A 19726-nucleotide genomic window follows, 5' to 3' on the forward strand; every position below is an offset into this window, starting at 1 on the left:
ACCTGGCACGCCGGGATCGCGGAGAGCGCTCCCAGGCGGACGGCCGTGGATGTCCTGGCTTCCGGGCGCAATACCCGGTCACAGTGGCGGGACCGCCCCGGAATCCAGCCCTTGCGGGACTGTCACCGGTGTTCCTCCGCTGCCGTCCCGGCGATCATTCCACACCTGTCCGGTGGACCCGTCGGATGGAGATGATCAGCACATGAGAGAGCGCTTCCCGTGCGTCTGCTGCGGACACCTGACGATGAGCGATCAGGCCGGCAGTTTCGAGATCTGCCCGGTGTGCTTCTGGGAGGACGACCTGGTCCAACTACGCTGGCCGACCAGCGCCATCGGAGCAAATCGCGTCCCGCTGGTGGACCACCGACTTCTGGCGAACCGGTCAGCCCAACGGAAAGCCGGCGACGTAGTCAGATGCCGTTGAGGCGGTCTGTCAGGTAGTCGGCGGACGTGTCGTCGGGGATTTCGCGGATGCCTTGGATTCGGGTGATGGTTGCGTAGCCGGCAGCGAGGAGAGCCTCGTCGGTGTCGGGCTCCGGGGCTGCGGACCGGGGCTGGAGGATGATCATCGGCTCGCCGGTCGCCGCGGTCGTCCCGGCGATCTTCGAGCGGTCGATCGGTGCCAGCCGGGCCTGCTGAACACCCTTCAACTCGTCCAGCGGCCGATCCGGCACGTTGATCGTCACGACCGTGCCCGCAGGCTGCTCCACGAGCCACCCCAGCGCCTCGGCCGCCACCGTGCCCGCCGTCGCGAAGTACTCCGGTCGCTCGGAGTCGATGCTGACCGCGATCCCTGACATCCCCTGCGTCGCTCCGGTGAGCGCGGCGGCGACCGTGCCCGAGTGCAGGATCGGTACGCCGATGTTGTGGCCGCGGTTGATCCCCGAGACGACCACGTCCGGTGAGTCGCCGAAAGCCCCGACGCGCGCCAGTGTCACCGCCAGCGCGGGAGTCCCCGCGATGCCGATGTAGGTGATGCCGTCCTCGTCCTCGTGCACGGTCTTGATCGGCCGGCCGACCATCCCGGCGCGGGCCGATCCGACCCCGCTCTGGTCGTCCAGCGGCGCGACCACGACCACGTCATGGCCGAGCCGGGCGATCGCCGGCGCGAGCGCCCGGATCCCCGCCGCCTGGTAGCCGTCGTCGTTGGTGATCAGGACTCTCAGCCGCTCGGACGCCATACCGACACCCAATCACATCCGGGAAACCCGTTGCCCGGGTTGTCTCAGCCGCGATCCTCGATGTCACCTTCTGTTTCCAGGACGGCCGTTCGCAGGGTCTCCAGCGCTTCCTCCGAAGGCTCTGCCCACAAGCCGCGTTGCGCCGCCTCCAGCAGACGCTCCGCGATCCCGTGCCGGGCCCAGGGGTTGGATTTGCGGAAGAACTCCGCGATCTCCGGGTTCGCGACGTACTCCGTGGTGAGCGTCTCGTACATCCAGTCGTCCACCACGCCCGCGGTCGCGTCGTACCCGAAGAGGTAGTCGACCGTCGCGGCCATCTCGAACGCGCCCTTGTAGCCGTGCCGCTGCATCGCAGCCATCCAGCGCGGGTTCACCACCCGGGCCCGGAACACGCGCTTGGTCTCCTCCTCCAGCGTCCGGGTCTTCACTTGCGCCGGCACCGCGGAGTCGCCGATGTAGGCCTTCGGGTTCGACCCGGTCAGATGCCGGACCATCGCGACCATGCCGCCGTGGTACTGGAAGTAGTCGTCGGAGTCCATGATGTCGTGCTCGCGAGTGTCCGCGTTCTTGGCCGCCACCTGGATCCGGGCGTACGCGCGCTCCATCGACGGCCGGGCCTCGGCGCCGTCGAGGTCCTTGCCGTACGCGTAGCCGCCCCAGACGGCGTACACCTCGGCGAGTTCGGCGTCCGTGCGCCAGTTCCGCGCGTCCACCAGCGGCAGCAGGCCGGCGCCGTACGAGCCGGGCTTGGAGCCGAAGACCCGGGCCGTCGACGAGCGCAGGTCGTTGCCCTCAGCAACGTCAGCCTGGACGTGGGCGCGCAGGTAGTTGGCGGACTCGTCCTCGTCCAGCGCGGCCACCGTGCGGACCGCCTCGTCGAGCAGCGAGACCACGTGCGGGAACGCGTCCCGGAAGAACCCGGAGATCCGGATCGTCACGTCCACCCGCGGCCGGCCGAGCTCGTCCAGCGGTACGACCTCGAAGCCCTTCACCCGGCGCGAGGCCTCGTCCCAGACCGGACGGCAACCGAGCAGCCAGAGCACCTCTGCCAGGTCGTCGCCCTGCGTTCGCATCGCGGAGGTACCCCAGATGGTGAGACCGACGGACCGCGGCCACTCCCCTGTCTCCGACTTGTGCCGGGCCAGCAGCGAGTCCGCCAGCGCGACGCCGACATCCCACGCGTTGCGGCTCGGGATCGCCTTCGGGTCGACGGCGTAGAAGTTCCGCCCGGTCGGCAGGACGTTCACCAGACCTCGGGTCGGCGATCCCGACGGTCCGGCCTCGATGAACCTCCCGTCCAGGGCCCGCAGTACGTTCGTCAACTCGTCGCCGGTGCGGCCGAGTCGCGGCACGACCTCGTCGCAGGCGAACGTCAGCGAGGCCTCGACACCGACCGACGACCGGCCGAGCACCTCGGCGACCACGACCGGGACCTTCGCAACGTCCCAACTCAGCGTCTCCATACCGAGGACGAGCTTGCGCGCCACGGCCTCCAGCAGGTCGACGCCGTCGGCACCACTCACGGCCGGCAGATCCGCCAGCGTCGCGAGGTCGGCCAACTCCGGAACGACCTTGCCGGGATCGGCGAGCATCGCGGCCTCGTCCACGCCGAAGGACTCCCCCAGCGCGGCCCGCAGACCCTGCACCGCGCCGGACTTGCCGCCCCACATCTGCTGCGCGCGCAGTACCGCGAGCACGAGGTTGACGCGGGCCTCGCCGACCGGACCGCCACCGAGGATGTGCAGCCCGTCGCGGATCTGCACGTCCTTGATCTCACACAGGTAGCCGTCCAGGTGCAGGACGAACTCGTCGAACTCCTCGTCGTCCGGTTTCTCCGAGGTGTGCAGGTCGTGGTGCAACTGGGCCGCCTGGATCAACGTCCAGATCTGCGCTCGCAGCGTCGGCACCTTGTCCGGGTCGAGCGCGGACACGGTGGCGTACTCGTCCAGGAGGTACTCGAGCTTCGCCATGTCGCCGTACGTCTCGGCGCGGGCCATCGGCGGGACCAGGTGGTCGATGATCACCGCATGTCCCCGGCGCTTGGCCTGGGTGCCTTCACCCGGGTCGTTGACGATGAACGGGTAGATGAGCGGCAGGTTCCCCAGTACTGCGTCGGGCGCGCAGTCCGCCGCCATCCCGATGCCCTTGCCCGGCAGCCACTCCAGCGTCCCGTGCTTGCCCAGGTGCACCACCGCGTGCGCCCCGAACCCGCCGTCCGCCTCCGCGGCCTCCAGCCACCGGTACGCCGCGAGGTAGTGGTGCGAGGGCGCCATGTCCGGGTCGTGGTAGATCGCGACCGGGTTCTCCCCGAAACCCCGGGGCGGCTGGATCATCAGCACCACGTTGCCGAACCGCAGTGCGGCCAGCGCGATCGCCGGCTCCGGCCCGGACTGGTCCACGTACAGGGTCCCCGGGGCCTCGCCCCAGGCCTCGATCATGGCCGTCTGCAACGACTCAGGCGTCCGGCCGAACCAGCGGGCGTAGGTCGAGAGCGGGATCTTCGCGACCGCGTTCGCGAGTTGCTCGTCGGTCAGCCAGTCCACGTCGTGTCCGCCGGCCGCGATCAGCTGGTGGATCAGGCCGTCGGCCCCGTCCGCCCCCTGCAGCGACGCCAGGTCCAGGTCACCGAGGTCGTACCCGGCATCCTTCAACTGACCGAGCAGCACGACCGCCGAGGCCGGCGTGTCCAGTCCGACCGCGTTGCCGATCCGCGCGTGTTTGGTCGGGTACGACGACAGCACCAGTGCGAGCTTCTTGTCCGCCGGCCCGACGTGCCGCAGTTTCGCCTGGGCGACCGCGATCCCAGCCAGCCGGGTGCACCGCTCGAGGTCCGGCGCGTAACTGGCGATCCCCTCCGCGTCGTACGCCTTGAAGGAGAACGGGATGGTGATCAGGCGCCCGTCGAACTCCGGGATGGCGACCTGCGTCGCGGCATCCAGCGGACTGATCGCGGCATCGCTCTCCAGCCACTGCTCACGCGTCGACGTCAACGCGAGCCCTTGGATCAGGGGGACATCCAGCGACGCGAGTGCACCCGCGTCCCACGAGTCGTCACCACCCGCGCTCGCATCCGCCGCAACCGTGCCACCCGCCGCCAGCAGCGTGGTGACGAGTACATCGCACTCGCGGAGCAGGCCGAACAACTCGGCGTTCCCGGCGCTCGACGGATCCAGCCCGCGCAGCGTCCCGCAGTACACGGGCAGCGCCTGAGCGCCGGTGGCGTCGACGGCATCGGCCAGCGCATCGACGAAGGCGGTGTTGCCGGAGATCTCGTGCGCCCGGTAGTAGACGATCCCGACCACCGGCCGCTCGTCACGGCTGAACGTCCGGCCCGCCCGCACGCCGTACGTCGGCAACGCGCGCGGCGGGTCGAACTCGTCACCGGTCAGCAACAGGGTGTCCCGCAGAAAGCCGGCCAGATTCGCGAGGTTCTCCGAGCCACCTTCGCGGAGGTAGGCGAGCGCCTCCGTCACGGCGCCGGCGGGCACCGTCGACAGCGACATCAGTTCGGCGTCGGGAGCGGCCTCACCGCTGAGCACCACCACTGGGAGTCCCGAGGAGATGACGGCGTCGAGGCCCTCCTCCCAGGCGCGGCGACCGCCGAGCAGGCGGACCACTACGACCTCGACACCGTCGATCAGGGTGGGGATCTCCGCCAGGTCGACCCGGGCCGGGTTGGCGACCTTCCAACCGGCCGCCGCCTGTGACGCGGCGAGCAGATCGGTATCGGCGGTAGAGAGCAGCAAAAGGTTCGCGGGCACGCGCGACCGGTCCTTCCTCGGGGTGTCCACGCCCCAGGTGGCAGGTACGACGGCAGCAGTTCCTGACTCCCACGCAAGCGTGGTCACAGTGGCGGGACCGTCCCGGACTCACACCGGGTTCCTGCACAGCCGTCGATGACAACCGAGACTCTAACCGACCCCCGTGGTACCTCGACCCGCGCGGACGGACGGACGGGCCCTCTCACCTGCGAGCGTTTCAAACGGTGTTCGGCGTTGACCGTGGTTGAAGGGTTGGTGTAGGGCGGAGGGACAGGGTTTGTACTGCTGACGCCCTCCGGCTCAGTACGCAAAGTGGCTCTTCGGACTTGAGCGTGGTGAGGCGCTCGAGAGGCCACCGGGTGTGCTATTGCAATCTCGACCCGAGAGTCGTTGGCTACAGACCGTCGATACCACCTAGGGGGCGGTCTTGGGGGGCCTCGACGCGTCCTCGTTTGACGAGAAGGGTCGAGTGATGAAATCGAATCGAAGCTTGATTGGGGCTGTCGTCGCCCTGGTGTTGGTGCTCAGCACCTTGTCGATTCCGGCCCGGGGAGATCCCACCGGCAATGCCGTCACGGCGTGGAACCAGATCGCCGTGAGCACGCTCATCGGGCTGCCGGGGCCCGCAGGCGGAGCCCCGCCGGCCGCGCAGATACACGTGGGAATGGTTCAGGGAGCGGTCTATGACGCGGTCAACGCGATCGAGCCCAAGCATCACCGGCCGTACCTCCTGAACCGGCGCTTCTCCGCACGGGCCTCGAAGGACGCTGCCGTGGCAGCCGCGGCATATGGCGTCCTCCACAACATCGTCTCCACCGTGCCTAACCTCTCGGACACGGCCAGAGAAACGCTGCTGCAGTCGCTCGCCACGCAGTATGCGAACTCGCTCGCAGGGATTCCGAACCGGCCGTTCAAGACGCAGGGGATTGCTGCCGGGAACGCCGCAGCCGAGGCGATGATCGCGGCCCGCCAGGACGACGGCCGCTTCGGGCCCTCGCAGTGGGTGCCGAACACCGCCCCGGGGCACTGGTGGCCGCAAGTGAATCCAACCACCGGGCAACCGATCCTCGATCCCACGCCGTGGGTTGGCGGGGTGAAGCCCTTCGTCATGCAGACCTCCTCGCAGTTCCGCTCGCCCGGGCCGAACGCGCTCTCTAGTGCCGCCTGGGCCCAGGAATTCAACGAGGTCAAGGCGCTCGGAGCAGTGAACAGCGCAGTCCGAACACCCGAGCAGACCTACATCGCCCGTTGGTGGCAGAGCACGCCCGTCGCGAGCTGGAACGCTGTCGCGAGCGACCTCGTCGCACGAAACGGCCTCGACATCGCCGACAGCGCCCGCCTCTTCGCTATGGAGAACCTGAGCGGTGCCGACGCGGCGATCAACTGCTGGAACGACAAGTACCACTGGGACTTCTGGCGGCCGTGGAACGCAATCCCCCGGGCGGCGGAGGACGGCAACCCGGCGACGGAGCCAGAGGACGGTTGGACGGCGCTCATCACGGCGCCGTACCCCGAGCACCCGTCGGGGCATCTCTGCCTTGACGGTGCGCACACGCGCGTCTTGCAGATGTTCTTCGACGACGTGATCGACGGGGACTACCAGATCACCAGCATTTCCACGCTCCTTGGTCCGGCTGATCCCCGTACGCGCACCTTCGGCAGTTTCTCGCAGGCGCTCGCGGAGATCGTCGAGGCCCGGATCTGGGCGGGCCTGCACTACCGCACGGCAGACGTCCAAGGGGAGGCGCTCGGCCGGAACGTGGCCGACTACATGGCGGCGAACTACTTCCAGCCCGTCGGGCACGCACAATGAGAAAGCGTGGCTGGGGGGCCGGCACGAGCCGCTGCTCTCAGACCCTGACCGCGCGGTTCAGCGTGTCCCGCTGCACCCGGATCTTCCCGATCGCACAGATAAGGGGGACGAGCTCGTCGGTTGTCGTGCATGCATAACTGCGAAGAGTCCCTCAAGGGCGCTGACACCTACCTGTCAGCGCCCTTCGGGTTGTCTGCGTTGCAACACGCTCTTGGGATCACCGAGGAAGGTCGCGAGGTTCGTCGCGGAGGCTGGGAAGTAGTACTTCCGTCGCGGCCGCCGCTTCGGACGACGCCCTGCCGCGGATTCGCCCTGCTTGGCGGCGGTACGGCCGATGCGGCGATCTCCTGCTGGCGGACGAAGTACGACTATGCGTACTGGCGGCCGATCACGGCGATCCGGTTGGCCGACACCGACGGCAACCGGGCCACCAAACCTGATCCGGCTTGGGCGTCGCTGGTCCAGACGCCCCCGTACCCCGACTACGTCAGCGGGCACGCGTGTGCCACCGGCGCGGCCACCGAAACCTTTGGGAAGCTGTTCGGCAAGCAGTCGCTGGATCTCGTGGTGACCTCGACGGTGACCGGTATGACCCGGCACTTCAACAGCACCAAGGCACTCGACGCAGGGACCATGAACGCCCGGATCTGGCTCGGCCTGCACTTCCGCCGCGCCACGACCGACGGCAACGGCCTCGGGCACGCCGCAGCCAGTTGGATGATCAACCACGAACTCCAGCTCCGCTGACTCTCTGGCGCACTGGATGGGGTGACCACCCGGCCCTGCTCAGGGCCGGGACGCCGCCTTTGGCCACGTCCAGGCGTGGTGGATCACGAGCGCGAGCAGGATCGTCTCGATGGCGCTGCCGAGGATGTAGTAGTTCCACTCGCCGACGGCACTGCCGATGACGGTCAGACCGTAGCCTGCGGCAACGATCATGTTCACGACGCGGTTCGTGCGTGGGCGCATGACCAGCGTCAGGTAGACCATCAGGCTCGGGATGACGATGTAGAGCGTGGTGGAGAAGAGGAACGTCTGGTTGATGTCGAAGGCCGAGAGCTTCTCCGCCTCGAGGTCGGCCCGGACATCCGGTCGATAGAGCGAGAACAGATCGACGTACGCGAAGACGAACAGCATCGCGACCCACAGCGCCGAGATCCGCAACCTCGTGTCGATGCGCCCGGAATCGCTGTAGGTGATGGCACTGGACATGTCCGGTTGCCTCCTCGTCCGCATCAGCCTGTCAGCCACCTACCACCGACGCTAGTGAGCACCTGTAGCCCGGACTATCGGGAATCCGCTGACCACCCCCTGATTCATCGCAGCGCACACCACTGGGGCTGGCATAGGCGTCAGCAGCGCTGGTCGGTTGAAGCGTGGTCCGAGGGAAAGGTGTGCGGCGAGGGGAACACGAGGGGCGCCAGCACGCGTGCGGCCGCCTCAGCTCCGGCCGACGTCTCGGTGGCAAAGGCCTGGGTGATCAGGCTCTGCGTGGTCGAACTGATCTCGGCCCGGTGATTGTCGAAGAACTTACGGGCACCGGCGGACTTGCCGAGGAGGAGCGAACTGGCGATTGCCGCCGCTGCTGGATCGGCACCGGCCGCACCCGCCCATCCGATACATTCGCCTGCAGCCTGCGCGGCCTCAGAGCAATCGGCCGGCGGTTCTGCCGACGCCACCGCGTGACGAAGGTCGCGATTGCTGAACGCTGCGCCGGTCGCCGTCGTCGACTCAGTAGTCACTCATGGCCACAGACTGTCGGAATCTTGACCGACAATCCAGGGTCATCCGCCATGGTGGGCCAGCCTTGTATTGGGGCTCGTCGAAGGCGATCTGTCGCTGCGCGCGTAGGTGGGCGCGCATGGCGAGCGAGTATTTCGTCGTCCACTGCACGCGCCCACCCCTCGAACTGATATCGCTACCCCCACTCAGCGCGCAACTGTTCCCTGTCTCGTTCGATACGGGCGACGCTTGCGTACGCCGAGCCAGCCGCCTTCATCGAGCGGACGACGGAGGAGCCCAGGTGGGTGGGAGTGACGGATGGAGGAGCGAGCGTGGGGCGGACTACTAGTGACCCATCGCGTAATGGGCTGCCAGTAGGTCGGTTCCCCAGTCGTTGCGGAAGTCTCGCCAGACGGAGTGGATGTGGTTGGCGTCGTCCTGGGTGTTGTCGTACTCGGCCAGGAAGGTGGGGCCGGCGATCGAGTAGTAGTGGCCGGCTCCTGGTTCGGTTGCGCCGGCCCAGGCGAAGGTGAGGCGCTCGATGCCCTGCTGGGTGATGTCCTGCCAGGTTTGCAGGCCGATCGGGCCGGCCGCTCGTCCGATGTATTGGCCGATCAGGAGGCTGAAGATCTGCCGCTGTTCGGCGTTCAGCTCGCCGTACGGGAGGCCGCGGTGCAGCAACGACGGGTCGGCGACCGGGTCATGCCGGGTGAGCATGTCGTGGGGTGCCTCGGCCGAGACGAGGGCGATCTCTAGTTGGCTCGGCTCCAGCGCGTGCAGCAACTGGAACCCGAGGTCCTGCTCGGCGGCGAGGAATCGCCGGCCGGTCTGCGGTCCGGACAGCACCATCGCGGGGTTCGAGCCGAAGAACTGCGGGGTGAAGGAGATCGCGCCGTCCACGAACGTCAGGTGCAGCGCGATGTGGTGACCGTTGAGTCGCCAGGCCCACGGTTCCATCCCGGCCGGGTCGCCGAGGATCCGGAGGAAAAAGCGCTCCCCCACCGTGGTGCCGGCCCAGCCGCCGGTCTCCGCGACCGACGGCGGGTCGTCGAGCTCGCGCAGGATGATCTCGGCCGCCATCACTCCGTGCGCGTCGACCAGCGCACGCTCGCTGTACGCGAGCTCGAGCAGGCGCATCGCGAGCGCCTCCTGCGCCGCCGACAACTCTGCCAACTGCAGTCCCGGCCGGTCGCCCGGCAGGTAGGTCCAGTCCTGGTGGTCGGGGGTGTCAAAGGGCGCGGTGATCTTCGACCGCTGCGCAGGGTCGAGGCTCGCCAGTAGTTCCAGTGCGGCCTCACGCGACTGCTCTACAACCATGCGGATCGCTCCCGTTGGGTCGGTTCGTACTCAGTCCACTGCTCGAACGGCCGGTCCAGCTTGTAACGGTAGTCGGGTTGGCGCAGCAGCACCCGGGTCTCGGCGTTGTCCGGGTTGCGCAGCGTCTCGAAGAACCTCACCGACCAGTGGAACCAGCGCATGCAGAACAGCCGCATGGTCAGCCCGTGCGACACCAGCAGCACGTTGCGCGGCGAGTCGGGGGTGTCGAAGTCGCGGTGCATCGTCTCGAGAAAGGTCGACACCCGGTCGTACACGTCCGCGCCGGACTCCCCCGTGGTGAACCGGTAGAAGAAGTGCCCGAAGTCGTCCCGCAGCGCTTTCTGCGCCTCGATGTCCTCGGTGTCCTGGAAGTTCGCCCAGTCCTGCTCGCGCAGCCGCGGCTCTTCTCGGGTCTGGCCGATCAGGTCGTCCAGGCCGAGCGCGTCGAGCGTCTGCAGGGCCCGCTTGTACGGCGAGACGTAGACCCGGACGGGCTCGTTCTCGAACAGCGCGCGGAGTCGCTTCCCAGCCGCGGCCGACTGCTCCCAGCCGTGCTCGGTGAGCGGGATCGCGTGGTCCGGAACCCGTTCGAAGATCGACTTGTCCAGGTTCGCCTCGGACTCGCCATGCCGGATCAACGCGATCCGCATCGGCCGCTGACTCAGGTGCACACCCGTTCCTCTCCTTGCGTCCGAAGAACTGCTGAGACGTGTCGCCACTTCTTCCGACGCAACGCCAGGATCGCGGCGGTCGCGGCGGCGGCGTACGAGACGCGCCGGGCCAGTGCGGACGTACGGCGGATGTCCGCCACGGCCGGTGGGATTCCATCGCCCAGGGTGCCGCGGTCCTCCACCTCGTCCCCGTAGGTGTTGGTGCCGCCGAGGCGCAGGCCGAGCGCCCCCGCGAAGGCGGCCTCGACCGGTCCAGCATTTGGGCTCGGGTGCTTCGGGGCGTCGCGCTGCCAGATCCGCCAGACCTCCTGCGATCGGCCCGAGACCGCGCCGGTGAGCACCGCACACGCACGAGCCGGCAGCAGGTTGACCAGGTCGTCGAACCGAGCCGAGGCCCAGCCGAAGTTCCGGTACTTCGCCGACTTGTACCCGACCATCGCGTCCAGCGTGTTCGCCGCGCGGTAACCGAGCAGCCCGGGGATGCCGAGCAGGCCGCCCCACAGCAGCGGAGCCACGGTCGCGTCGGAGGTGTTCTCGGCCACCGACTCCACCGTCGCCCGGGCGAGCTCGTCCGCTTCCAGGTCGGTGGCGTCGCGGCTGCAGAGGTGTCCCAATCTCGCTCGCGCCTGGGGAAGCTCCTTCTCCTCCAGGAACCCGGCCATCACCTCGGCCTCGCGCTCCAGGCTCCGTCCGCCGAGCACCGCCCAGGTGGCAGCGGCCGTCAGCAGTGTCCGCGCGACGGGCCTGCCCTGCGTCAGCCGCTCGGCGACCACCCCTGCCGCTGTCGCCGACCCCACCAGCAGCACCGTGTACGCCGTACCGGCCGCGCGGGTGTCGTCGTACAGCCGGGTCTCGGTGCGAGCGGCGACCTGGCCGAATCCGGCCACCGGGTGGAACCGGCGCGGGTCGCCCAGCAGCCGGTCGGCAGCGAAACCGAGGAGGAGACCGAGTGTTCTGGACACTCCGGGAAGTCTGCCAGGCCTCGGCAAGATCCGCGTCGCACTGTCCACAGGCGTGAAGGCGTTGCGGCACTCGGGTGGGTGGTGTGGAAAAGTAACGATCATGGGAATTGCAGACCTCCTCGCCGGCGTCACGGGGCGGGGCGATATCGGCGTCTGGCTGGGCGGGCTCGACGGCCACGCGGTGTTCACGCATGACGCCGACCGGGCGCACTACTCGGCGAGCACGATGAAGTTGCCGGTGGCGCTGGCGATGATGCGCAAGGTCGACGCGGGTGAGCTCGCGCTCGACCAGCCGGTGACGGTGCACAACGACTTCGCGTCCGCGGCCGAAGGGCGGTTCGGGGTGAACTCGGCCGAGGACGAGGCGCCCGCGACCTGGGCCAAGCTGGGTGAGCAGGTGCCGCTCAGCTGGCTCGCCACCGAGATGATCACCAAGTCCAGCAACCTCGCGACCGATCTGGTGCTCGAGCTCACCGGGGTGGACGCCGCGAACGCCGTGCTGGCGGAGTACGGGTCGGGCGCGAGCGTGATCCGCCGCGGCATCGACGACACCGGCGCCCAGGCGGCGAAGATCAGCAACCTGATGAGCCCGGCGGACCTGGCCGCGGTACTGGTTGCGGTGGGCAATGACAAGAGCGCCTCGGGTGAGTACGTGCGCGACCTGCTGGCCGGCAACACCTGGAACGGCGAGATTCCGGCCGGAGTACCGGAGGGCACTCGGGTCGAGCACAAGAACGGCTGGGATCTGCGGATCCGGCACGACGGCGGCATCGTCCGGCCATCGGACGCGGAGCCCTTCGTGCTCGTCGTGTGCACGACCTCGGATCTGGCCGACCAGGACGCGCAGAAGCTGATCGCCGCCATCGCCGCGGAAGCCTGGGACCACCGGCACGACCTGGAGGCTGTCCAGTGAAGATCACCACCCACCTGGTCTCGGCGCCGCTGCACACGCCCTTCGTCACCGCCTTGCGGACGGCCACGCACGCCGACTCGCTGCTGGTCGAGATCAGCGACGGCTCGGTCAGCGGTTGGGGTGAATGCCCGCAGGTCTGGAAGGTGACCGGCGAATCGCTCGCCGGAGCCCAGGCCTGCGTCGAAGGTCCGCTCACAACAGCGCTGGGCGACCTCGGACCGGACGATCTCACCGAGGCGCTGCGCCGGGTCCAGGGCGCGGTCCAGGCGAACTTCGGCGCCAAGGCCGCGGTGGACATCGCCCTGCACGATCTGGCCGCGCGCCGTCGGGGGCAGACTCTGCACGGTTTCCTCGGGTCCACGGTCAGCGTGGTCCGGACGGACGTGACGCTTTCTGCCGGGGATCCGGAGGCCCTCGCGGCCGCCGGGGTGGCTCGGGTCGCCGACGGGTTCGACGTACTCAAGGTCAAGGTCGGCACCGGCAACGCTGCCGCCGACTTCGAGCGCGTCCGCCGGATCCGCGAAGCGATCGGGCCGGACCCGCGGCTGCGCCTGGACGCGAACCAGGGCTGGAACCGCCGCGACGCCGTCACCGCGATCCGGGCGCTCGAGGATGCCGGCTGCGACATCGAACTCGTCGAGCAACCGCTGCCGGCCCCCGACCTGGAGGGCATGGCCTGGGTCACCGACCGGGTCAGTACGCCGATCCTCGCCGACGAGTCCGTGTACGGCGTCCGGGACCTGGTCGCGGTGATCCGGCACGGCGCGGCGGACCTGGTGAACGTCAAGCTCGCCAAGTGCGGCGGACTCGGGCCAGCCCGGACCCTGCTGGAACTGGCCCGCGAGCACGGACTCGGGTCGATCGTCGGCTCGATGATGGAGAGCCACGTCGGCGTCGGAGCGGCCGCCGCGCTGGTCTCGGCGTACCCGACAACGACGGTCAACGACCTGGACGCGGCGTGGTGGCTGAAGGAGGCTCCGGTGACCGGCGGGATCCGCTACGAGGGCTCGACGATCCACCTGCCTACAGGCGCTGGACTGGGCGTGACAGGCTTGACCGCATGAAGCTAGTTGCTGCCAAAGTCCCGGTCAGCACCGTGTGGACCTCACCCGATGCGCCGCGTGACATCGATGCCCCTGCGACCGCCGCCCAGCCCGATGTGGCTGCCTGGGCCAAGTCCATGGACACCGAGACCCGCCTGGGCCTGCACGGCCGAACCCTGACCCAACTCCTGTACGCCGAGCCGGTACTGGTCCGCTCCGAACGGAACGGCTGGTCCGAGATCCTCGCGCCGTGGCAGCCGTCCTCCGTTGACGACCTCGGGTATCCCGGCTGGGTGCCATCGAGTCACCTGGGTGAGCTGCCGAGCAGCGCCACCTCGCCGGTGGCCGTGACCGTGCCGTCCGCCGAATTGTTCGCCGAGCCCGGATCGGGGCATCTGACCGACCTGTCGTTCGCGACCGTGCTCGCGTCGGTCGAGCAGGCCGACGGGTTCACCCGGGTGGCGCTGCCGGATGGTGAGCTCGGGTGGCTGGCGGGTTCCGCGCTCCGTGCGGTGGAGGCGCCGGCAACGGCCGAGGACCGGATCCGGTTGGGGTCGTTGTTCCTGGGGCTCGAGTACCTGTGGGGCGGGACCTCGACGTACGGGCTGGACTGTTCGGGGCTGATCCACGCGGTGAGCCGGGTGCTCGGTCAGCGGATCCCGCGGGACGCGCACGACCAGGCCGCCGCGCTGGAACAGATCCCGGTGGACGAGGCCAAGCCGGGCGACCTGTACTTTTTCGGCCGGCCGGGCAAGAAGATCCACCACGTCGGCTTCGTCTCCGCCGAAGGCATGCTGCACGCCTCGGAAACCGGCAAACGCCTCGAGAACGAACCCCTCCTCCCCGAGCGCCGAGAAACCCTGGTAGCCGCCGCACGCCTCTGACCCCGGCGTCCGCCCCCTCTGACAGACCAAGCGCCCGGTCCCCACGAGGGGGCCGGGCGCTTGTTGTTCAGGTGGTCAGGACTTTTTGGAGTCTGTTTGCTCGGGCTCCTGGATGCCTTCGATCTCGGCGCGGGTGGCTTCGTCGAGCTCGCCGCCTCCGGCCTGCGCGGCCAGCGTGTGGGAGTCGGTGGGCGAGACCTGCTCGGTCGCCGGGCTCGGGTCCGCAGAACTCTCGTCCGACTCGTCGTCGTCGGCGGGCCGGGCCGGCATGCTGCGGGACTTGCGCAGGCTCAGGATCGTGGTGATGCCGAGCGTGATGATGATGAAGCCGAGCGAGACCCAGATCGGGATCTCCGGCGCCCAGCTGATGTGCTCGCCGCCGTTGATGAACGGCAACTCGTTCTCGTGCATCGCGTGCAGCACCAACTTCACGCCGATGAAGGCGAGCACCACGGACAGGCCGAGCGACAGGTAGACCAGCCGGCGCAGCAGGTCGCCGAGCAGGAAGTACAGCTGGCGCAGACCCATCAGGGCGAACACGTTCGCGGTGAAGACCAGGAAGGGCTCCTGGGTCAGGCCGTAGATCGCCGGGATCGAGTCGAGCGCGAACAGCAGGTCGGTGGTGCCGAGCGCGATGATCACGATCGCCATCGGGGTGACGAGCCGCTTGCCGTTCTGCACCACGGTCAGCTTGACGCCGTTGTACTCGTCGGTGGCCTTCAGCCGGCGCTTGGCGAACCGGATGACCGCGTTCTCCTTGTAGTCCTCGTCGTCGTTCTCGCCCTGCCGGGCCAGGTGGACGGCGGTGTAGACCAGGAACGCGCCGAACAGGTAGAAGATCCAGGAGAACTGGTTGATCGCGGCCGCGCCGACGGCGATGAAGATGCCGCGGAAGAACAGCGCCAGGATGATGCCGACCAGCAGCGCTGTCTGCTGGTACTTCCTCGGCACCTGGAATCTGGCCATGATGATCAGGAAGATGAAGAGGTTGTCGACACTCAGGCTGTACTCCGTGAGCCAGCCGGCGAAGAACTCGCCCGCGTACTGCCCGCCGGAGAACACCCACACACCGAGGCCGAAGATGACCGCCAGCGACACGTAGAAGACGATCGCGGTGGCGGATTCCTTCGTGCTCGGCTCGTGCGGGCGGCGTCCGATGATGAACACATCGAAGGCCAGCAGGGCCAGCAGCAACCCGACGGTGATGTACCAGACATAGTCGGCAACGTGCACAGGAACCTCCGGAGCTCAGACGACAGTGGACTCCGAAGGTCTCTTCCGCCTGGCTCGATCAGTCGGGCCTGGCCGGCGGCACCGGGCGCGAGGGATGAACCCTTGACCGTGATGACGATACCGCCGCGAAAGGAATACTCCCCTTCAACTGGACCCATTCTGGCTGGTTGGTGTCCGAGTTTCCAAATCGGGGACGGCGATTCCGCTTGTCGGGATGATCACGTCCTGCGACGGGAATAACCTGTCTGCGTAGTCAGGTTGTGACGGGTGGCCGTCTGGATTTCGGCAGTTTCGCCACGATCGTCTGGTATGACGTGTCCACCAGCTCGAGGATCTCGTCGTCCGGAACCGCACCGCCGAGGCGCACGCTGTTCCACCCCGAGCGCCCGATGTAGGCGCTCTTCGTGACGTCCTCGGGATAGGTCCGGACGAGCTCGTCGGCCTCCTCGCGGTTGTTGCCGCACTTGATCCCGACGGACTCGCCCCCGCCGAGGAACGCGAAGATCTTGTCCCCGACCTTCGCCACCGTGTCCCCCTCCCACGGTTCGTCCTGCCACGCCCCGGGCTTCCCGAGACAGAACTCCAGCAACTCCTCCGAGGTCAGCCTCATGCGCTATTCCTTCCGTGCATCCCTGTGGTTCACGGCTTCGACGTTGTTACCGTCGGGGTCCCGGACGAAGACGCCGTAGTAGGTCTCGTGGTACTCCGGCCAGACGCGTGGTTCGTGCAGGATCTCGGCATTCAGCTCTCGAGCCACGGCGTAGACCTTGTCCACGGTTGCCCGGTCGGGAGCGGAGAAGGCGATGTGAATCTCTCGCTGGACACCGCCCTGCGCCTTCCCCAGCCAGAACCTCGGCATCCCGTCCGGTCCGGCTAGCCCGAGCACATCCCCGAAGTCCATCGCCACCGTGACTCCCAACGGCGCCAGCAACCGCTCGTAGAACGCTCTGCTCGCCGCCAGGTCGTCACACTGCACCGACACGTGATCCAGCATCAGCCTCCCCTTCCGTCCCCCGATGCCTATCACGTACTACGGACAATGGCTGAAGCTTCGCGTCAAACAGCGAGCCCCCACCGACGATGGGTCGGTGGGGGCTCGAGTACCGCTTGTCAGTTGGTGCAGGACCTACTTGGCGCCGGCGTTGACCATTTGACGGAGCTCCTTCTTCAGTTCGGAGATCTCGTCGCGGTAGCGGGCCGCGACCTCGAACTGGAGCTCGGCGGCCGCGTTGTGCATCTGGTCGGTGAGCTGCTGGATCAGGTCGGCCAGGTCGGACGACGGCAGACCGCCGGCCAGCTCCTTGGCCTTCTCCCCCGCCTTCGCCTTGCCACCACCGGGCACCGGAGCCTTGCCGCGGCTCTGGGTCCGCCCGCTGCCCAGCAGTTCGGCCGTGTCGGCGTCCTCGCGGGCGAGCATGTCGGTGATGTCCGCGATCCGCTTCCGCAACGGCTGCGGGTCCACCCCGTGCTCGGTGTTGTAGGCGACCTGCTTCGCGCGGCGGCGGTTCGTCTCGTCGATCGCCATCTCCATCGACCGGGTGATCTTGTCCGCGTACATGTACACGGCGCCCGACACGTTGCGGGCGGCACGACCGATCGTCTGGATCAGCGACCTTCCGGAGCGCAGGAAGCCTTCCTTGTCCGCGTCCAGGATCGCGACCAGCGACACCTCCGGCAGGTCGAGGCCCTCGCGCAGCAGGTTGATGCCGACCAGTACGTCGTACTCGCCCATCCGCAGCTCGCGGAGCAGTTCGACCCGGCGCAGGGTGTCCACCTCGCTGTGCAGATACCTGGTCCGGATCCCCATCTCCAGCAGGTAGTCGGTCAGGTCCTCGGACATCTTCTTGGTCAGTGTCGTGACGAGCACCCGCTCGTCCTTCTCTACCCGGAGCCGGATCTCGTGGATCAGATCGTCGATCTGGCCCTTGGTCGGCTTCACGATCACCTCGGGGTCGATCAGACCCGTCGGCCGGATGATCTGCTCGACGAAGCCGTCCGACTTGTCCTGCTCGTACTGCCCCGGGGTGGCGGACAGGTAGACCGTCTGGCCGATCCGCTCCAGGAACTCCTCCCAGCGCAGCGGCCGGTTGTCCATCGCCGACGGCAGTCGGAAGCCGTGCTCCACCAGGGTCCGCTTGCGGGACATGTCGCCCTCGTACATCCCGCCGATCTGCGGGACGGTGACGTGCGACTCGTCGATCACCAGCAGGAAGTCTTCCGGGAAGTAGTCGAGCAGACAGTGCGGCGCGGTACCGGCCTCGCGGCCGTCGGTGTGCCGGGAGTAGTTCTCGATCCCGGAGCAGGTGCCGATCTGGCGCATCATCTCGATGTCGTACGTCGTCCGCATCCGCAGCCGCTGCGCCTCCAGCAGCTGTCCGCCACGCTCCAGCTCGGCCAGCCGCTCCGCCAGCTCGGCCTCGATGCTGTTGATCGCGCGCTCCATCTTCTCGGGCGCGGTCACGTAGTGCGTCGCGGCGCCGATGTAGAGCTCGTCCTCCTCGCTCAGCACCTCGCCGGTCAGCGGGTGCAGCGTCATCAGCCGCTCGATCTCGTCGCCGAAGAACTCCACCCGGACGGCCAGCTCCTGGTACACCGGGAAGACCTCGAGCGTGTCGCCGCGGACCCGGAAGGTGCCGCGGGTGCCGGCCAGGTCGTTGCGCGCGTACTGCACGCCGACCAGCTTGCGGAGCAGGCCGTCGCGGTCGGTCTCGTCCCCGACCTTCACATGGATCATCCGGTTCAGGTACTCATCGGCGGAGCCCAGACCGTAGATGCAGGACACGGTGGCGACCACGACCACGTCGCGCCGGGTCAGCAGGGACCAGGTCGCGGAGTGCCGGAGCCGCTCGACCTCCTCGTTGATCGAGGAGTCCTTCTCGATGTAGGTGTCCGTCTGCGGGACGTACGCCTCGGGCTGGTAGTAGTCGTAGTACGAGACGAAGTACTCGACCGCGTTCTCGGGGAAGAAGTGCCGCAGCTCGTTCGCGAACTGGGCGGCGAGCGTCTTGTTCGGCTGCAGGATCAGCATCGGCCGCTGGATCTTCTCCGCGAGCCAGGCGATCGTCGCCGTCTTACCGGTACCGGTCGCGCCCAGCAGCACCACATCCTGCTCGCCCGCGTTGATCCGGCGCTCGAGCTCGGCGATGGCGGCCGGCTGGTCGCCGGCCGGGTCGAAGTCGGACACCACCTCGAGGGGGGCGACCATACGCTGGAGATCGGTGACCTGTCTCATGCCCTCCACCGTACGGCCCGCCGCGGACAGTTTCCCGTCCCCACCCCTCCGCCCCGGTCCGGCAGTTTCCCGTCCCCACCCCTCCGCCCCGGTCCGGCACTGCCCGAATTCCGCCCAGAGCTGAGCCGGAGCCAGGTCACCGGTCCGGACAGAGGTCGCCCAGCAGTGGTGAATGCGCTGGTCAGAAGCTCTTTTCCAGGGTCCGGTTCATGTAGACCAGCTCCTTCACCCGCCGGTTGTAGACGCTGACCTCCAGGCCGGCGTCCGACGCGGTGATCGTGCCGGACCCGTCCTGGTACGCCGACACGAACCCCCGGAACGGGATCAGCTTGCCGGTCGTGCTCCTCACGTTCGCCGAGTAGCTGAGCCAGTAGCAGGCCTTGAGCACCGGGTTCGTGCACTTCACCGGGTTGCCCTTGCTGATCCGGACGTCCTGCAGCGCGTTGGACTCGATGTCGACCAGGTGCTCGGCGAACGACTTGGCGGAGTCGTAGTTCTGCGTCTGGCGGACCCAGTAGTAGCCGTCGATGAACCCGCGCCGGCTGGCGTCCTGCAGGACGTAGTACTTGCCCGACATGGTCTTGTCCGCACCCGGCAGCCAACCCTTGGCCGGGGTGAACCAGACGCCACCGCCCACTTCGACCCCCGTGTCGTACCGGCCCTTGGTGATCTCCGGCTTGGTCGGCGTCGGTGGGGTGTAGAGCGTGCCGATCGGGTCCGGCGTGACGGAGTCCCCGGCGACGGGCGGAGCCTGCTTCTCGTCGCCACCGCCCGTGACGAGCAGGACCACGCCGACCGCGATCAGCAGTACGGCCATCACGGCGCCGCCCATCACGATCCACTGGGTACGGCTGGACTTCGCCGGCCGGAACTGCGGCGGCCCCATCGGGCCGGGACCCCAACCACCCTGGGCAGGCGGTTGCTGCGGAGGTCCGTACTGCTGACTCATGAGCGCCCCTCGCGGTGTGTCATGGGATGTAGGCGGGGTGGAACC

The 19726-nt window shown here is 68.1% G+C and carries 18 protein-coding genes and 2 riboswitches; of the genes, 6 read left to right on the forward strand and 12 right to left on the reverse strand.

Going from position 1 to position 19726, the window contains the following annotated elements; all coding sequences use genetic code 11:
* Positions 1–50: 50 nt before the first annotated feature.
* A riboswitch (cobalamin riboswitch) is annotated at positions 51–134 on the reverse strand.
* Between the two features lie 68 nt (positions 135–202).
* Positions 203–424, forward strand: coding sequence for a CPCC family cysteine-rich protein (locus tag EV648_RS45045; protein WP_132285335.1), 222 nt, complete (start codon positions 203–205; stop codon positions 422–424).
* On the opposite strand, the gene surE is transcribed toward EV648_RS45045, so the two are convergent.
* Positions 411–1181 (reverse strand): 5'/3'-nucleotidase SurE, encoded by a 771-nt coding sequence (gene surE / locus EV648_RS04640; protein ID WP_132285337.1) that lies wholly within the window; start codon positions 1179–1181, stop codon positions 411–413. The two genes, EV648_RS45045 and surE, sit on opposite strands and share 14 nt — an antisense overlap.
* A gap of 44 nt (positions 1182–1225) precedes the next feature.
* Complete coding sequence (cobN, locus tag EV648_RS04645; protein WP_241994895.1) at positions 1226–4942, reverse strand: cobaltochelatase subunit CobN; 3717 nt, start codon at positions 4940–4942, stop codon at positions 1226–1228.
* Between the two features lie 36 nt (positions 4943–4978).
* Positions 4979–5101, reverse strand: a riboswitch (cobalamin riboswitch).
* Between the two features lie 268 nt (positions 5102–5369).
* Between cobN and EV648_RS04650 the strand changes: the two genes are divergently transcribed.
* The gene (locus EV648_RS04650; RefSeq protein ID WP_132285339.1) at positions 5370–6755 is read left to right on the forward strand and encodes a vanadium-dependent haloperoxidase; all 1386 of its coding nucleotides are present in this window, start codon (positions 5370–5372) and stop codon (positions 6753–6755) included.
* Positions 6756–6884: 129 nt separating this feature from the next.
* Positions 6885–7502, forward strand: a complete 618-nt coding sequence (locus EV648_RS04655; protein ID WP_132285341.1) for a vanadium-dependent haloperoxidase — start codon at positions 6885–6887, stop codon at positions 7500–7502.
* A gap of 39 nt (positions 7503–7541) precedes the next feature.
* Here the strand turns inward: EV648_RS04655 and EV648_RS04660 are convergent, their stop codons facing one another.
* From EV648_RS04660 to EV648_RS04680, 5 genes are all read right to left on the reverse strand, one after another.
* Positions 7542–7967 (reverse strand): DUF6326 family protein, encoded by a 426-nt coding sequence (locus EV648_RS04660; RefSeq protein ID WP_132285343.1) that lies wholly within the window; start codon positions 7965–7967, stop codon positions 7542–7544.
* 140 nt (positions 7968–8107) lie between these two features.
* A complete protein-coding gene (locus EV648_RS04665) occupies positions 8108–8497 on the reverse strand; it encodes a hypothetical protein (RefSeq protein WP_132285345.1) in 390 nt (129 codons plus the stop codon).
* Between the two features lie 325 nt (positions 8498–8822).
* Positions 8823–9794 carry a DUF3500 domain-containing protein gene (locus tag EV648_RS04670; protein ID WP_132285347.1) on the reverse strand — a complete coding sequence of 324 codons (972 nt, stop codon included), beginning with the start codon at positions 9792–9794 and terminating at the stop codon, positions 8823–8825.
* Positions 9785–10465, reverse strand: a complete 681-nt coding sequence (locus tag EV648_RS04675; protein WP_241994896.1) for a histidine phosphatase family protein — start codon at positions 10463–10465, stop codon at positions 9785–9787. Before EV648_RS04675 ends, EV648_RS04670 begins: the two co-directional genes overlap by 10 nt.
* On the reverse strand, positions 10456–11427 hold the full coding sequence (locus EV648_RS04680) for a cobalamin biosynthesis protein (protein ID WP_241994897.1): 972 nt from the start codon (positions 11425–11427) through the stop codon (positions 10456–10458). Before EV648_RS04680 ends, EV648_RS04675 begins: the two co-directional genes overlap by 10 nt.
* A 100-nt stretch (positions 11428–11527) precedes the next feature.
* On the opposite strand from EV648_RS04680, the gene EV648_RS04685 reads away from it, so the two are divergent.
* From EV648_RS04685 to EV648_RS04695, 3 genes are read left to right on the forward strand one after another with little or no spacing between them, the layout of a single operon-like run.
* Positions 11528–12340, forward strand: coding sequence for a serine hydrolase (locus EV648_RS04685; RefSeq protein WP_132285351.1), 813 nt, complete (start codon positions 11528–11530; stop codon positions 12338–12340).
* Complete coding sequence (locus EV648_RS04690; RefSeq protein ID WP_132285353.1) at positions 12337–13404, forward strand: mandelate racemase/muconate lactonizing enzyme family protein; 1068 nt, start codon at positions 12337–12339, stop codon at positions 13402–13404. Before EV648_RS04685 ends, EV648_RS04690 begins: the two co-directional genes overlap by 4 nt.
* Complete coding sequence (locus tag EV648_RS04695; protein ID WP_132285355.1) at positions 13401–14267, forward strand: C40 family peptidase; 867 nt, start codon at positions 13401–13403, stop codon at positions 14265–14267. The genes EV648_RS04690 and EV648_RS04695 overlap by 4 nt, the downstream gene beginning before the upstream one ends.
* 75 nt (positions 14268–14342) lie before the next feature.
* Here the strand turns inward: EV648_RS04695 and EV648_RS04700 are convergent, their stop codons facing one another.
* From EV648_RS04700 to EV648_RS04720, 5 genes are all read right to left on the reverse strand, one after another.
* Positions 14343–15500, reverse strand: coding sequence for a TerC family protein (locus EV648_RS04700; protein WP_132285357.1), 1158 nt, complete (start codon positions 15498–15500; stop codon positions 14343–14345).
* 253 nt (positions 15501–15753) lie between these two features.
* Positions 15754–16110 (reverse strand): MmcQ/YjbR family DNA-binding protein, encoded by a 357-nt coding sequence (locus tag EV648_RS04705; RefSeq protein WP_199234433.1) that lies wholly within the window; start codon positions 16108–16110, stop codon positions 15754–15756.
* A gap of 3 nt (positions 16111–16113) precedes the next feature.
* Entirely contained in the window at positions 16114–16494 is a 381-nt protein-coding gene (locus EV648_RS04710) for a VOC family protein (protein WP_132285359.1), read from the reverse strand.
* 132 nt (positions 16495–16626) lie between these two features.
* Positions 16627–18732, reverse strand: coding sequence for an excinuclease ABC subunit UvrB (gene uvrB, locus EV648_RS04715; RefSeq protein WP_132285361.1), 2106 nt, complete (start codon positions 18730–18732; stop codon positions 16627–16629).
* 181 nt (positions 18733–18913) lie between these two features.
* A complete protein-coding gene (locus EV648_RS04720; RefSeq protein ID WP_132285363.1) occupies positions 18914–19681 on the reverse strand; it encodes a hypothetical protein in 768 nt (255 codons plus the stop codon).
* Between the last annotated feature and the right edge of the window lie 45 nt (positions 19682–19726).

Origin of the sequence: Kribbella sp. VKM Ac-2568 (genome assembly GCF_004345365.1) — a bacterium.
Taxonomy (GTDB): Bacteria; Actinomycetota; Actinomycetes; order Propionibacteriales; family Kribbellaceae; genus Kribbella; species Kribbella orskensis.